At 67.4% G+C, this 13529-nt stretch carries 17 protein-coding genes; 6 read left to right on the top strand and 11 right to left on the bottom strand.

The genetic code is table 11. The features are described from left to right. Nucleotides 1-67 precede the first annotated feature (67 nt). The 6 genes from ACFTSF_RS02950 to ACFTSF_RS02925 form a co-directional block, all read right to left on the bottom strand. Entirely contained in the window at nucleotides 68-490 is a 423-nt protein-coding gene (locus ACFTSF_RS02950; RefSeq protein ID WP_344148304.1) for a MarR family transcriptional regulator, read from the bottom strand. 63 nt (nucleotides 491-553) lie between these two features. Next, complete coding sequence (locus tag ACFTSF_RS02945) at nucleotides 554-997, bottom strand: hypothetical protein (RefSeq protein ID WP_380152189.1); 444 nt, start codon at nucleotides 995-997, stop codon at nucleotides 554-556. Then, the gene (locus tag ACFTSF_RS02940; protein ID WP_380152188.1) at nucleotides 994-1641 is read right to left on the bottom strand and encodes a hypothetical protein; all 648 of its coding nucleotides are present in this window, start codon (nucleotides 1639-1641) and stop codon (nucleotides 994-996) included. The genes ACFTSF_RS02945 and ACFTSF_RS02940 overlap by 4 nt, the downstream gene beginning before the upstream one ends. A 60-nt stretch (nucleotides 1642-1701) precedes the next feature. Next, nucleotides 1702-3630, bottom strand: a complete 1929-nt coding sequence (acs, locus tag ACFTSF_RS02935; RefSeq protein WP_380153073.1) for an acetate--CoA ligase — start codon at nucleotides 3628-3630, stop codon at nucleotides 1702-1704. Between the two features lie 185 nt (nucleotides 3631-3815). Next, a complete protein-coding gene (locus ACFTSF_RS02930; RefSeq protein WP_380152187.1) occupies nucleotides 3816-4427 on the bottom strand; it encodes a hypothetical protein in 612 nt (203 codons plus the stop codon). A gap of 26 nt (nucleotides 4428-4453) precedes the next feature. Next, nucleotides 4454-4807 carry a winged helix-turn-helix transcriptional regulator gene (locus ACFTSF_RS02925; RefSeq protein WP_380152186.1) on the bottom strand — a complete coding sequence of 118 codons (354 nt, stop codon included), beginning with the start codon at nucleotides 4805-4807 and terminating at the stop codon, nucleotides 4454-4456. A 51-nt stretch (nucleotides 4808-4858) separates the two neighbouring features. On the opposite strand from ACFTSF_RS02925, the gene ACFTSF_RS02920 reads away from it, so the two are divergent. Both ACFTSF_RS02920 and ACFTSF_RS02915 read left to right on the top strand, forming a co-directional pair. Beyond that, nucleotides 4859-5473, top strand: a complete 615-nt coding sequence (locus tag ACFTSF_RS02920; protein ID WP_380152185.1) for an NAD(P)-dependent oxidoreductase — start codon at nucleotides 4859-4861, stop codon at nucleotides 5471-5473. A 46-nt stretch (nucleotides 5474-5519) separates the two neighbouring features. Further along, entirely contained in the window at nucleotides 5520-6182 is a 663-nt protein-coding gene (locus ACFTSF_RS02915; RefSeq protein ID WP_380152184.1) for a sugar isomerase domain-containing protein, read from the top strand. A 459-nt stretch (nucleotides 6183-6641) separates the two neighbouring features. On the opposite strand, the gene ACFTSF_RS02910 is transcribed toward ACFTSF_RS02915, so the two are convergent. The 3 genes from ACFTSF_RS02910 to ACFTSF_RS02900 all read right to left on the bottom strand — a co-directional run bounded on the left by ACFTSF_RS02910 (nucleotide 6642) and on the right by ACFTSF_RS02900 (nucleotide 8718). Further along, nucleotides 6642-7058 carry a hypothetical protein gene (locus ACFTSF_RS02910; protein WP_380152183.1) on the bottom strand — a complete coding sequence of 139 codons (417 nt, stop codon included), beginning with the start codon at nucleotides 7056-7058 and terminating at the stop codon, nucleotides 6642-6644. Beyond that, nucleotides 7055-7549 (bottom strand): nucleotidyltransferase family protein, encoded by a 495-nt coding sequence (locus ACFTSF_RS02905; RefSeq protein WP_380152182.1) that lies wholly within the window; start codon nucleotides 7547-7549, stop codon nucleotides 7055-7057. Before ACFTSF_RS02905 ends, ACFTSF_RS02910 begins: the two co-directional genes overlap by 4 nt. A gap of 410 nt (nucleotides 7550-7959) precedes the next feature. Then, complete coding sequence (locus tag ACFTSF_RS02900) at nucleotides 7960-8718, bottom strand: GntR family transcriptional regulator (RefSeq protein WP_344148280.1); 759 nt, start codon at nucleotides 8716-8718, stop codon at nucleotides 7960-7962. A gap of 187 nt (nucleotides 8719-8905) precedes the next feature. On the opposite strand from ACFTSF_RS02900, the gene ACFTSF_RS02895 reads away from it, so the two are divergent. The 4 genes from ACFTSF_RS02895 (at nucleotide 8906) to ACFTSF_RS02880 (ending at nucleotide 12438) form a co-directional block, all read left to right on the top strand. Then, nucleotides 8906-9859, top strand: coding sequence for a glutathione S-transferase family protein (locus ACFTSF_RS02895; RefSeq protein ID WP_380152181.1), 954 nt, complete (start codon nucleotides 8906-8908; stop codon nucleotides 9857-9859). A gap of 65 nt (nucleotides 9860-9924) precedes the next feature. Then, on the top strand, nucleotides 9925-11112 hold the full coding sequence (gene nhaA / locus ACFTSF_RS02890) for a Na+/H+ antiporter NhaA (RefSeq protein WP_380152180.1): 1188 nt from the start codon (nucleotides 9925-9927) through the stop codon (nucleotides 11110-11112). A 31-nt stretch (nucleotides 11113-11143) separates the two neighbouring features. After that, the gene (locus tag ACFTSF_RS02885; RefSeq protein WP_344148271.1) at nucleotides 11144-11536 is read left to right on the top strand and encodes a phage holin family protein; all 393 of its coding nucleotides are present in this window, start codon (nucleotides 11144-11146) and stop codon (nucleotides 11534-11536) included. 53 nt (nucleotides 11537-11589) lie between these two features. Continuing rightward, nucleotides 11590-12438, top strand: coding sequence for an alpha/beta fold hydrolase (locus ACFTSF_RS02880; protein ID WP_380152179.1), 849 nt, complete (start codon nucleotides 11590-11592; stop codon nucleotides 12436-12438). On the opposite strand, the gene ACFTSF_RS02875 is transcribed toward ACFTSF_RS02880, so the two are convergent. After that, nucleotides 12431-13030, bottom strand: coding sequence for a hypothetical protein (locus tag ACFTSF_RS02875; protein ID WP_380152178.1), 600 nt, complete (start codon nucleotides 13028-13030; stop codon nucleotides 12431-12433). The genes ACFTSF_RS02880 and ACFTSF_RS02875 overlap by 8 nt on opposite strands. A gap of 1 nt (nucleotide 13031) precedes the next feature. After that, nucleotides 13032-13523 carry a SigE family RNA polymerase sigma factor gene (locus tag ACFTSF_RS02870; protein WP_380152177.1) on the bottom strand — a complete coding sequence of 164 codons (492 nt, stop codon included), beginning with the start codon at nucleotides 13521-13523 and terminating at the stop codon, nucleotides 13032-13034. Between the last annotated feature and the right edge of the window lie 6 nt (nucleotides 13524-13529).

Here is a 13529-nt window from a genome sequence, read left to right as displayed (position 1 = left end):
CGCCGGCGGCGACGAGGGGGCGGGGCCGGGCGTGGCAGGGCGGGGTGGGGCGGGGGCGAGACGGGGGTTAGAGGTCGCGGGCCAGGCGGTTGAGGAGTTCGCCGGCGTTGAGGACGAGGGTGCGTTCTTCGGGGTCGAGGCGGTGCAGGAGTTTGCCGAGTTCCTCGGCGGCTTGGCGGCCGGAGTCGGCGACGGTGGTGGCGCCGGCTTCGGTCAGTACGACGGCGGTGGCGCGGCCGTCGACGGGGTCGGGTTCGCGGCGGACCAGGCCGGCTTCTTCGAGGGCGGCGACCGTGGTGGTCGCGGTGGGCTGGGAGCAGGGGACGCGGGCGGCGATCTCGCCGATCCGGATCGGTTGCTCGTCGGCGACCAGCATCAGGGCGAGGAACTGGGTCGGGTGCAGGACGGAACTTCGGCTCCGGCGCAAGTACCGGACGATCCGGTGCATGCTCACCAGCAGTTGCAGGGTCTCCTGCTCCAATGCGATCACCTCCGATGTGAGGCTCGATCCTGGCATACCGGGCGGCGTTCGCCTACGGCCCAGTGGTGAACGTCATAGGTGGGTTGCGAGTACCCCGAGGGCGAAGGCGAGTGCGGCCAGTCCGAGCATGGTGGTGGCGAGGACGATCAGGCGGCGTTGCAGGGCGGGCACTTCGGTGGCGGTGGCGAAGACGCGGGCCGGCCAGTGTTTCCAGGAGACGTACCAGAAGATACCTGTTGCCATCAGCAACAGCAGGCCCTTGACCGCGTGGATCCACCAGTACGCGAAGTCGTCGAGGAGCAGCAGACCGAGCCCGCTGAGCGCGATCACCGCGATCAGCCCGACCACCTTCCACCGGTTGCCGGAGGCAATCACCGTGGTGAGCGACTCACGACCGGCCGCGTCCGGACCGAAGTACCGCTTGAGTTTGGGTTGGACGACGAACAGCGAGTACGCCATCCCACCAACCCAGGCCGCGGCCAGCCCGGCATGGATGATCGCGACGAACGCGGTCATCGCGGCGGCGGAGCGAAGGCCTGGAACGGCAGCAGCCCGACCAGCTGCACGAGCTTGCCCAGCGTCTCGACGATCGCGTCCGGCTTGGTCCGCCCGAAGATCGGGTGCTCCATCGCCAGCAGGTCGTCCCCGACAACCGCCCAGGTGTGCAGCTTCTGCTTCCGCATGAACTGCATCAGGTCCGGGTGCAAGAAGTACGCCGCGACGTTCGGATCGGTGTCGATCAGTTTGTACCACCGGTTGAACTTCCGGTCCGGCGTCTGCGGTTCCGGATAAGGGTCGACGTCGAACGCCGGGTCCGTACTCGAAGCGATCTGGAAGAACGGCAACGCCATCGGCAGTTTCACCACCCACACCGAGTCGATGGTGACGGAGTCGAGCGTGTTGACCTCTTTGTTCGTCCACGCATCATGAACATGCGTGACCGTCGGCCGCCGATGGAAGTCGAACGCCACGAACGGCACCTGGTTGAACAGCCCGTCCACCGCCCCGAACGCGATCCGCTGATCCCCACGCTCCGTAAACGGCAACACCCGCCACACATCCGCCAACTCCGGCGCATCCGCCCGAAACCGCCACCCCCACTGCTGAGCCAGCCCCGACCGCTCCTGGTCCGTCTGCTCGATCCGCTTCGCTTCCAGCACGCGGAAAACACTAAGGCCCCAGAAGGGTCCTGGGGCCTCAGTACGTCGTACGGCGTGGTGTCAGTCCTCGTCGGACTTCGACAGGTTGGTCTTGATCAGGTCCATGACGGTGGAATCGGCCAGCGTGGTGACGTCGCCTACCTCGCGGTTTTCGGCTACGTCGCGGAGGAGGCGGCGCATGATCTTGCCGGAGCGGGTTTTGGGGAGTTCGGCGACGACCATGATCTGGCGGGGTTTGGCGATCGGGCCGATTTCCTTGGCGACGTGGTTGCGGAGTTCCTGGACTACGTCGGGGCCGCCGTCGCCGGCTTCGGAGCGGAGGATGACGAAGGCGGCGATGGCCTGGCCGGTGGTCGGGTCGGAGGCGCCGACTACGGCGGCTTCGGCGACCTTGGGGTGTGAGACCAGGGCGGACTCGATCTCGGTTGTGGACAGGCGGTGACCGGACACGTTCATCACGTCGTCGACGCGGCCGAGCAGCCAGATGTCGCCGTCTTCGTCCTTCTTGGCGCCGTCACCGGCGAAGTACACGCCCGGCCAGCGTGACCAGTAGGTGTCCTTGAAGCGCTCGTCGTCGCCCCACAGGGTGCGCAGCATCGACGGCCAGGGCTTGTCGATGATCAGGTAGCCGCCGGAACCGTTCGGCACCGACTTGCCGGCGTCGTCGACGACATCCACGCTGACGCCCGGGATCGCCTTCATCGCGGCGCCCGGCTTGCCGGCGGTGACGCCGGGCAGCGGGGAGATCATGTGCATACCGGTCTCGGTCTGCCACCAGGTGTCGACGACCGGCGCGTTGTTGCCGCCAATGTGCTCGCGGTACCAGACGTAGGCCTCCGGGTTGATCGGCTCGCCGACCGACCCGATCACGCGCAGCGTCGACAGGTCGAACTTCGCCGGGATGTCCGCGCCCCACTTCATGAACGTGCGGATCGCGGTCGGAGCGCAGTACAGGATCGAGACCTTGTACTTCGCGATGATCTCCCACCAACGGCCCTGGTGCGGGGTATCCGGGGTGCCCTCGTAGAGCACCGACGTGGTCGCGTTCGCGAGGGCGCCGTACACGATGTAGCTGTGGCCGGTGACCCAGCCGATGTCGGCCGCGGTCCAGTACACGTCGGTCTCCGGCTTGAGGTCGAAGACGCCCCACTGCGTGTACGACGTCCCGACCAGGTACCCGCCGGTCGTGTGCAGGATGCCCTTCGGCTTGCCGGTGCTGCCGGACGTGTACATCACGTACAGCGGGTGCTCGGCGTCGAACGCCTCCGGGGTGTGCTCGGTCGACTGCTTGCCGACGAAGTCCTCCCACCACAGGTCGCGACCGTCGACCATGGCGGTCTCCTGGCCGGTGCGGTTCACCACGAGCACGTTGCGTACGTCGGGGCAGTCCACCAGTGCAGCGTCGACCGCCGGCTTCAGCGCGGCCGGTGCACCGCGGCGGTAGCCGCCGTCGGAGGTGATCACGACGCGCGCGTCGCAGTCGAGGATGCGGTCCTTCAGCGCCTCGGAGGAGAACCCGCCGAAGATGACCGTGTGCGGAGCGCCGATCCGGGCGCAGGCGAGCATCGCCACGACCGTCTCGGGGATCATCGGCATGTAGATGGCGACGATGTTGCCGGGCTGGACGTCCAGCTCGAGCAGCGCGTTGGCCGCCTGGCTGACCTGGTCCTTCAGCTGGGCGTAGGTGATCTCGCGGGTGTCACCGGGCTCACCCTCGAAGTAGTACGCGACCTTGTCGCCGAGGCCGTTCTCCACGTGCCGGTCGACGCAGTTGTACGCCGCGTTCAGCTTGCCGTCGGCGTACCACTTCGCGAACGGCGGGTTGCTCCAGTCCAGCGTCTCGGTCGGCTCGACGGCCCACGTGATCCGCTTGGCCTGCTCGGCCCAGAACCCCTCGAAGTCGGCCTCGGCACGCTCGTACGCGTCCGCCTTCAGGTTCGCGTTCGCCGCGAGCTCGGCCGGCGGCTCGAACCGACGTTCCTCGTGCATCAGGTTCGACAGGGCTTCGGACTGCGGTGACTCTGCATTCGTCACGTCGGCGACTCCTCCTCGTGGCTTCGGCGCGTCGGAGCGCCCGACCCCTTTCTACCAACGCAGACCCGTCCACGGAACCTTGGTATCGCCGAGCTGCCCTCCTGCTGCGCCGAACAGGACGACCAGTACGACGGGTGGTCTCACCGCTGGAGCAGGTAGTCGTCGACCGCCTGGGCCAGGGCGACCACCAGCTTTCGCCGTTTGTCCGGCGGGATGTCGGCCTTGCCGTTGCCGACACAGCAATCGCTTCCCGAGAGGGTGACCGTCACGAGGGCGTTCGAGCGGCGGAACTGCACGGTCGTTTCGGGACGCTTCTCGAAGATCAGCGGCGTGACTGCGTACGCTTCATCACCGATCCCCGGGATGGTGACGTCGCGCTCATCGTTCTGGTGCCGCCGTGCCCGCTCCTCGGCGAAGCTGGTCGACGCCTTCGGCGCGCCCCCACTGTCGGCCGAGATGACGTTCACATCGAGAAACACTCTGCGCTCGGCCGGGCCGCGTTTGTAGTCCGACCAGAAATGCGCCTTCTCCTGCTTGTAACGCCACAGGCAGAAGTCGTCCGGCACGATGAACTGCGACTCCTTCGGCTGCGGTCCGCCGAGTTTCGCACCGACGTCGGTGAGCTTGTGTGCGGCCTCGGTCGGGAGCAGGTCGCACGGAGCGAGGCTCTGCGGATACCTGGCCTCGGGCTGCGCGCAGGCTGCAACCAGGACTGGGACGGCAACGATCGCGACAAGCCTCAGGGGCGGCATTGGCGCAGGTTAGGGGCCGCCGAGGGTCAGGATTCGCGCGCGTCGAGCAGCTCGTCCCAGTGCTCGGAACTCCAGTCGCAGAGCAAATAGACCTGTTGGAGCAGGCCGCGCCCCAAATCGGTGAGCTCGTAGGTGACACGTCGTACCGGCGTCGTTTCTTCCGTACGGCGGACGAAGCCGTCCCGCTCGAGGGCGCGCAGGGATTGGGTCAGCACCTTCGGGGTGACGCGGGCCAGCGGGATGCGGAGCTCGGAGAACCGGCGCGGACCGTCCTCGAGGCACTTGATCACCAAGGCTGACCATTTGTCCGGGCCGATCCGGAACGGGAGCAAGGTCGACGGGCAGATCTCGTCGAACATGTCCGCGCGCAACGCCTCCATGCATTCCACAGTATCCAACCGGTAACCAGGTCGTTTTTTACAGTCGCCGGCATGAGCAGAATCTTGGTGATCGGCGCCCGCGGGCGCGCAGGCAAAGCAGCTGTTTCGGAGGCGGTACGACGAGGGCACGAGGTGACCGCGGTTGCGCGTACCGGCGGTGATGGTCTGGTCGTCGGTGACGTGACTGATGCGGATCGGATTGCTGAGCTGGCGGCGGGGCAGGACGCGGTGATCGCGGCGGTGTACGACGGTGGTTCGGACCCGACGGCGTTCTTCCCTCGAGCCGCTGGCGCGTTGGTCGACGGGCTGTCGAAGGCGGGTGCCGAGCGGCTGGTGTGGGTCGGGTTGTCGTCGATCCTGCCGACCGCGGACGGGACGTTGCTGATGGACACTGGCGATTATCCGAACGAGTACCGGCCGTTCTTCCTGGCGCACCAGGCAGCACTAGACGTCTTCCAGGCATCGACACTCGACTGGGTCTCGGTGGCACCGACCGGCGACTTCAACCACGCTGTGCCGGACCGGACGGGCAGCTATCGGGTCGCGCCGGCAGTGGCCAGCGAGCTGATCTCGTACGCCGACCTCGCGATCGCACTCGTGGATGAGGTGGATCGGCCCCAGCACCACCGGGCGGCCATCGGGGTTGTCGCGGGGCAAGTGGTCTAGTTCGAATGCTCGCCCGACGCCCCGGATCGGCGGTAAATTCGCGCGCATGACCGGGGCTTCGGAGTACCTGCAGCAGGCACTGGCGATCGCACACCGCGCGGCCGAGACCCAGATCGGAGCAATCCAGGTCGCCGCCGCGTTGGTCGTCGAGGCGATGACCAGCGGCCACCGCTTCTGGGTCTTCGGAACCGGCCACAGCCATTTGATCGCCGAGGAACTCTACGGCCGCGCGGGCGGGTTGGCCGACGTACGGGCCGTTCTTGAACCGGGCCTGATGCTGCATGAGGGTTTGGCGAAGAGTTCGCTGCTCGAACGACTTCCGGGGCTGGCCGACGTACTGCTGCAAACCAACGACATCGAGGCCGGCGACGTCGTACTGATCGCCTCGAACTCCGGCCGGAACGCCGTACCCGTTGAGTTCGCCCTAGGAGTCCGGGAGCGCGGCGCCCACGTCATCGCCCTCACCTCAATGGCCCACACCACCGCGGTAACCTCCCGAGCTCCCACCGGCCAACGCCTCTTCGAAACCGCCGACGTAGTCATCGACAACTGCGGAGTCCCCGGCGACGCGGTCATCGCGGTCGACACCACCCCCGAACGAACCGGCGCCACCTCCACCATGATCGGCGCCATGCTCGTGCAAGCGCTGACCGTCGAAATCGTCAGCCGCCTGGAAAAGCCCAACATCCTTCGCAGTCTGAACGCCTGAGTCTCCCCCGCACGCTCCCGCAGTCGCTCCTGCGTCGCGCCCGCTCCGCGCGCACCCGCCCACCCGTACCTTCCTTCAGGCTATCGCCCGGGCCTGCTCGCTCCCGCTCGCGATCGACAACCCGGGCTTGGCGTCTTCCCGATGACGACGGGTGGTGATGGGGAATGTTCCGCCGCGGGCGCGCCTGGATGGCGCTAAGGACACGTACTAGTCGGCCAGCGGACGATCGCCCACGCTTGTGAGCAGCACTCAAGTTGTCCAGCGAGGCACCACTACGTGTCCCTGGCGTCACGCACCACCGGCCAACTGGTGTTGGCCGGACCTGCAGGCCATCACAACTGCTCGCCGAACCTGCACCTGAGGCGTGGGGCGAGGCGGCGAGGCGGCGACTGACAATTGTGATGGCCGGGCGGTCCGCGGCGTATCACACAGGCCCCGCCCGCTCGACCTTTCTTCGGGCTACAGCGTGATCAAACGGGATGCTCCTTCGACCAGAATGGTCGCGCTCTTCAAGGCCGCCTTGGCTTGCTGAGTACCGACGTAGACCATGCCGTAATGCGCACCGTCCTTGATGTCGAGCAAACGCCCGAGCGCCTTCGCCAAGATCTTGCCATCGGCACCTGCCTGCTCGACCAGCCGGATCGCCTGTCGGTGGTCCTGTCCCCGAGAGCGGCGCCCGAGTGTCGCACAGCAAGCCGCGTCGGCGGCCGCGATGCCAGCGAGTACTGCCATAGCAGCGGCAACATTGTCGTTGGCCAGCTCGTCATCGACCATGCCGACGAGCTCAGCAGCTTCCAAGAAGGCCCGTGCCTGATTCAGGCGCACGACCGCTTGCCCGCGATTGCATTCCTGCGTGCGGCCTGTCTGCGGGGTCACTGCCCAGCCTCATCACGAACGAGGGCGTTCATGAACGTCCGGAAGTCTGCTCCGTAGACGGTGACCGCATCGCGCCGCCAGTCCTTGACGATCGGCTCGTCCGCCCGGATGTGCTGGAGAAACCCCGGCCGGTCGAGCGTGTACGCCTGCAGGTGGTTGCCGCTCCAGCGGTACACCTGGTCGGCAAGATCGTCGACCTGGTCGAGCCGCTCCTGAGTCGGGTCTTCACCGAAACCGTGGATGATCAGCAGATCGATGTCGCTGTCGACGTCGCCGTCGCCCCGCGCCGCTGAACCGAAGACGCTCGCATGGTCCGGCTTGACCTGCCACGTCGCTATCGCCGCACTGATTGAGTCGAACAGCCGCTGACGCAGCGACACCAGTTCCATAACGGCATGCGCCGCCAGGTGATCGCGGTTCAGCGTGTACTGCACTGCGGCTCCGACCTCCGTCGCGCTGACAAGTCCGGTAGTCGCAAGCCGTCGCAGCACCTTCCGAGTCCCCGTCTCACTGCCAACTGCTGCCAACTGATGGACCTTGCTCCCGGTCAGTGGAGCTGTTGTGCGGGCCAGCACTTGAAGTACTGCACCCTCCAAGGAGGTGAGCACTGTGCTGACGGGGTTCGACATGTCCACGGCAACACTATAGTGCCGATATCGGCATTACTGTGCCGATATCGGCACCGTGGTGCCGATTGCAGCAAGTGATCAAGACAGTCGATGACGCTCAGGAAGTCGCTCATCACCACAGTTCGGGTACTCACCACTCCAGCCGACGCAGTCGATCGCGGGCGGCAGCCCGCAGGTCCCGGGCGGTAGCCCGGAGGAAGGTGGAGGGCGGGCGGGAGCGCGCGTAGTGGGCGCGACGCAGGAGTGACCGCGTAGCACGCTGGGGGAAGAAACTACGTAGCCCGGTACGCGACGGTGATGTCGTAGCGGTCGGAGCGGTAGGTGCTTCGGCCGAATTCGATGACTTCACCGGAGGCGGTGCGGGGGGCTGAGGTGATGATGAGGCAGGGCGTGGTGGGCGGGATCTCCAGGAGCTCTGCGTCGTCGCCTTCGGGTGGGGCGGCGACGATGGAGGCGGAGACCATGCCCAGGGCTACGCCCCAGCGTTCGGCGAGGATGCCGTAGAGGGAGTTCTGGGCCAGGTCGACTTCTTCCAGGCCGGGGTAGCGGCGTAGGGAGAGGGCGGTGCGCTCGATGGCCATGGGTTCGCCGTCGGCGGTGCGGAGGCGGACCAGGTGCAGGACGGGGGTGCCCAGGGGCTCTTCGAGCTCGCGGGCGAGGGTGTCGTCGGCGGCGCCTACTCGGTGTTCGAGGACTTTGGCGCCGGGGGTGATGCCGCGGGCGACCATGTCCTGGCTGAAGGAGGAGGCCAGCATCCTCGACGGGCGCGGCTCGGCGACGAAGGTGCCGCCGCCGGGGCGGCGGGCGGCCAGGCCTTCGGCCACTACGCGGTCGACCTCTTGGCGCACTGTCATCCGGGCCACGCCGAAGCGCTCGGCCAGGACGCGCTCCGAGGGGAGCACGGTACCGACGGCCAGCGAGCGGGTGAGGTTCTCCAGGATCTCGCGAATCTGGTCACCCTTGGGCCGGTCGGGCCGCAGCTCCGTGGGGAGATCGGCGAGGTCGCCGGGGTTGTTCCGTGGGCGGGCCATGAGCTCAGTATCCCTGGAATTCTGGCCGGCAAACCGGTTGCCGGGGGCGCTGACCGCGACCGTCGTGCTGATCGATCGGGTGCTTTCTGGACTCCGCGACGGCGCTGTCGCGGTGGACCATGTCAGCCCGACTGTAACCGCTGCCACCGACTCACGGCCAGTGACGAGTCAGGGTAGTTTTAACGTTATGCGTCGCGCACAGTTCGTGAACGAAAGTGGATCGAACGGCGAGTGGAAGCGGCAGGGGAACCGGTTCACCGACCGGATCAGCCGCGCTTCCGCCTCGTCCCCCGGCGAGGGTCCGGACGCCGAAGGCCGGTGGCCGGTCGAGCCCGGTCGGTACCGCCTGGTCGTCAGCCTGGCCTGTCCCTGGGCGCACCGCTCGGTGATCGTACGGCGGCTGCTCGGGCTCGAGGACGCGATCAGCCTGGCCGTGGTCGACCCGATCCGCGACGAGAAGGGCTGGCGGTTCACGCTCGACCCGGACGACCGGGACCCGGTCCTCGGCATCCAGTACCTGTCCGAGGCCTACCTGCGCACAGACCCGTCGTACGACGGCCGTGTCACCGTGCCCGCGATCGTCGACACGGTGTCCGGGCTGGTGGTCACCAACGACTACCCGCAGATCACGCTCGACCTGTCGACCGAGTGGGTCGACCACCACCGGGATGGCGCCCCGCAGCTGATCCCCGACGATCGGGCCGAGATGGATCAGCTGATCGACGAGATCTACCGTGACGTGAACAACGGCGTCTACCGCTGCGGGTTCGCCACCGGCCAGGAGGCGTACGAGGCGGCGTACGACGCTCTGTTCGCCCGGCTCGACGTACTCGAGGAGCGGCTGCGGGACCGCGACTACCTGCTCGGCGACACGCTGCGGGAGGTCGACATCAGGCTGTTCACCACGTTGGTGCGGTTCGATGCGGTGTACCACGGTCATTTCAAGTGCAACCGGAACAAGCTGACCGAGTTCCCGCACCTGTGGGCCTACGCGCGCCGGCTCTATCAGCGCGAGGGCTTCGGGGAGACGGTCGACTTCGACCAGATCAAGCGGCACTACTACGTGACCCACACCACCATCAATCCCACCGGAATCGTGCCGAAGGGGCCGGATCCGCGCGTCTGGACCCACGTAGACTGACCCTGGGTGTGCCGGGAAGTCTGGTCGGCGATGAGTCGACCGACCCCCAAAGCCGAAAGGCCCCGATGAGCACTCGACGCGTCTTCCCGAATCTGCTCGGCCGCGAGCGCGACTTCGTCGCGGACACCCTGCGCGCCGAGACGACCGGCGGGATGCTGCTGCTCAGTGCTGCGGTAGTCGCGTTGATCTGGGCGAATTCGCCGTGGCAGGACGCGTACCACCATGTTCGCGATTTGCAGCTCGGACCGCTCACGGTCGAGTCGTGGGCCTCCGACGGCGCGCTCACATTGTTCTTCTACCTGGCCGGCGTCGAGCTCAAGCGCGAGCTCGTGGTCGGCTCGTTGTCGAAGGTGAGCGAGGCCGTCGTCCCGGTCGTCGCGGCGATCAGCGGAATGGTGCTCCCGGCAATCATCTATCTCGCCGTCAACCTCAAGGACGGCAGGCCCGAGGGGTGGGCGGTGCCCACGGCAACGGATATCGCGTTCGCCCTGGCGGTGCTGGCGATCGTCGGCTCATCGTTGCCGAGCGCCCTCAGAGCATTCCTGCTCACCCTCGCGGTCGTCGACGACTTCGGCGCGATCCTGGTCATCGCCGTCTTCTTCAGTCACGGATTCCGCCTGCTCCCACTGCTCGCGGCCGCCGCCCTGATCGTGGTCTGGTACATCCTCCAGCGCTACCGCATCCGTACGGCGTTCCTGTACGTCCCGATCGCGGTCGCGACCTGGTGGTTCATGCACGAGTCCGGGATCCACGCCACGATCGCCGGTGTCGCGCTCGGGTTCGTCACCCGGGTGGTCGCGGATCCGGGCGAGGAACACGCACCGGCCGAGCGCATCGAGCATCGACTACGCCCGTGGTCGGCAGGTGTCGCCGTACCGGTGTTCGCGTTGTTCGCGGCCGGTGTGACGTTGAGCGGTGACGCGATCCGGCAGCTGGTGACCGACCCGGTCGCGATCGGGATCGCCGCGGGACTGCTGTTCGGCAAGGCGATCGGGGTGTTCGGCGGATCGTGGCTGACCGCGCGCTTCACCCGCGCCGAGCTGAACAACGACCTCGAGTGGCGGGATGTCGCCGCCGTGTCGGTGCTCGCCGGAATCGGGTTCACCGTCGCACTGCTGATCGCGCAGCTCGCGTTCGCCGGTGATGTCGCGCAGGTCGAGCGCGCGAAGGCGGCGGTGTTGATCGCCTCGGTGCTGGCCGCGCTGGCCGCCTCGGTGTTACTCGTGCGTCGCAACCGCCGGTACGCACGGTAGTGTCGGAGCACGGACGCACGGAAGGAGCACCATGAGCGGGGACGAGCCCACGGTCGGCCAACTGGTGGCCAAGGCCAGCAAGGACCTGTCCGACCTGGTCCGCAGCGAGGTCGAGCTGGCCAAGACCGAGCTCAAGAAGACCGCGGTCGCGGCCGGGACCGGCGCCGGGATGTTCGGTGGTGCGGCCTTCCTGGGGTTGCTCGCGATCATCCTGCTGTCCATCGCGCTGGGCTACGCCTTCGTGGCGATCGGCCTGCACCCGGCGCTCGCGTTCGTGGCCGCCGCGGTGGTCTATCTGATCATCGCCGGCGTGCTGGTGCTGCTCGGCAAGCGCGCGCTCGGCAAGGCGAAGGGCCCGGAGCGGGCGATCGAGACCTCGAAGGAGTCGGTCGAGGTGCTCAAGGCGATCGGCAAGGGCGACTGAGCCCGGCGGGTGTCGTCGACCTGCTGGTCGACGGGCCCTGGTCGCACTCGCTGGTGGCGGCCAACGGGGCACGGTTCCACGTCGCCGAGTGCGGAGCGGCCGATGATCCGCTCGTACTCTTCCTGCACGGCTTCCCGGAATTCTGGTGGGCCTGGCGGCATCAGCTCCCGGTCGTCGCGGCTGCCGGCTATCGCGCGGTCGCCATGGACCTGCGCGGGTACGGCGCCAGTGACAAGACACCCCGCGGTTACGACCCGTACACCGCGGCCGCTGATGTCTCCGGTGTGATCCGCTCACTCGGGGCGCCGGATGCGGTCGTCGTCGGCCACGGTTGGGGTGGCTTCATCGGGTGGTCGGCCGCCGTACTGGCCCCACGTCAGGTCCGCGCACTAGCGGCCGTGTCGGCCCCACATCCCTTGCTGCTGGCGCGATCCGGCCGTGCACAAGCCATGCGCCGCACGGCGTGGTTCCAGCTCCCCGTCCTGCCCGAACGACGGTTGCTCGCGCAGGACGGCGTACACATCGAGCAACTGCTCCGCGACTGGGCGGCCCCCGGTGGTTCGTTCCCAGACGCGGAGGCGTCGCGGCGGTATCGCGCCGCACTGCAGGTTTGGCCGGCACCGCATTGTGCGCTGGAGTATCACCGCTGGTTCGCCCGATCCCGCTTCCGCCCGGACGGCCGGAAGTATTCGGCCCGCATGCGCACACCGGTCGCCGTACCGGTCCTGCAGATCAACGGAGCGCAGGACCCAGCCGTCTCCCCCACCGCAACGACGCCGGCCCACCTGGTCACGGCGCCACTGCGGCACGAACTCATCACCCCCGCCGGCCACTTCCCCCACGAGGAAACCCCAGAACTCTTCAACACCCAGCTACTGGACTGGTTGAGCACACTCAGTTGACCTGGACGAGGATGCTGTCGCGGCTCGTGCAGCCGTAGGTGATGTGTACGTTGACCAGCTTGTAATCCGGGTAGTGAGCGATCTGTCCGATGGTGATCTCGGCAACGTCTCGGGGACAGGCGGCCGCAATCCCGTCGCTCCATTCGACCGGCGCGAGATCGCCGACCAATCGCCCGATTCTGTCCCGCTCGGCCCGTTCCACCTGGAAGCCCATTCGGCTGCCGGATGGCGGCATTGGCTCGTTCGGTTCCACGGGAATCGCCTCGGTGCCTTGGATCCTCCACAGCGTGGTGTAGATCCGGAGTGTCCGCCAGCCACCGGCGGGTTGGTGGGCCGTGGCGATCTTGCGGATCGCCGTCGCCCAGACGTCGGCGTTCGTGTCAGCCGTGGGCGTTGCTGCGGGTGGCGCCGGGTCGGGGCGCTGGACGCCGTACACGACACTGCCCAGGACGACGGCGAGTACGGCGGCTGCCGCGATCAGGATCGGCGCGACGCGCCGGCGTTTGGTTGCTGCTGGCAATGAATCGGATTCGTGGTCGGCGAAGGTTTCGCGGAGGAGGTCGCCGAGCTGGTCGTCGGTGAGCTTGGGCATCTCAGTCCTCCTCGGTGGACAGGTGGTCGCGCAGGTTGGCCAGGGCCCGGGATGCGTTCGACCGGACGGTACCGGCGGCGACTCCGAGGATGGTGGCGATCTCCTCGTCGGACAGGTCTTCGTAGTAGCGCAGGACCAGTACGGCGCGTTGCTGGCGAGGCAGCTTCGTCAGCAACTGCCAAGTGGCGTCTTTCAGCGCCTGGCGGGAGCCGATGTCCTCGTCGGACGGTCTCTCGACCGGTTCGGCCAGTGGGAGCTCGCGGTTCTTGAGGATTCGTCGCCAGCTGAGGAACTCGTTGACCAGCATCTTGCGCAGATAGGCTTCCGGATGGTCCAGATCGCGGATCCAGTCCCAGGCTCGGTGCGCCCGGGCGAGCACGGTCTGCGTCAGATCCTCGGCGCTGTGCACGTTCCCGGTGAGCATCAGACCGACACGCAGCAGCCGGCGCTCGGTCGAGCGCACGAGTTCGTCGTACGTCATCGGTCCGTCCATGGTTGC

This window comes from Kribbella sp. NPDC056951, assembly GCF_042674205.1.
Taxonomy (GTDB): domain Bacteria; phylum Actinomycetota; class Actinomycetes; order Propionibacteriales; family Kribbellaceae; genus Kribbella; species Kribbella yunnanensis.
The sequence above is the reverse complement of the archived record's forward strand: the minus strand, read 5'-3'. Positions and strand labels throughout refer to the sequence as shown.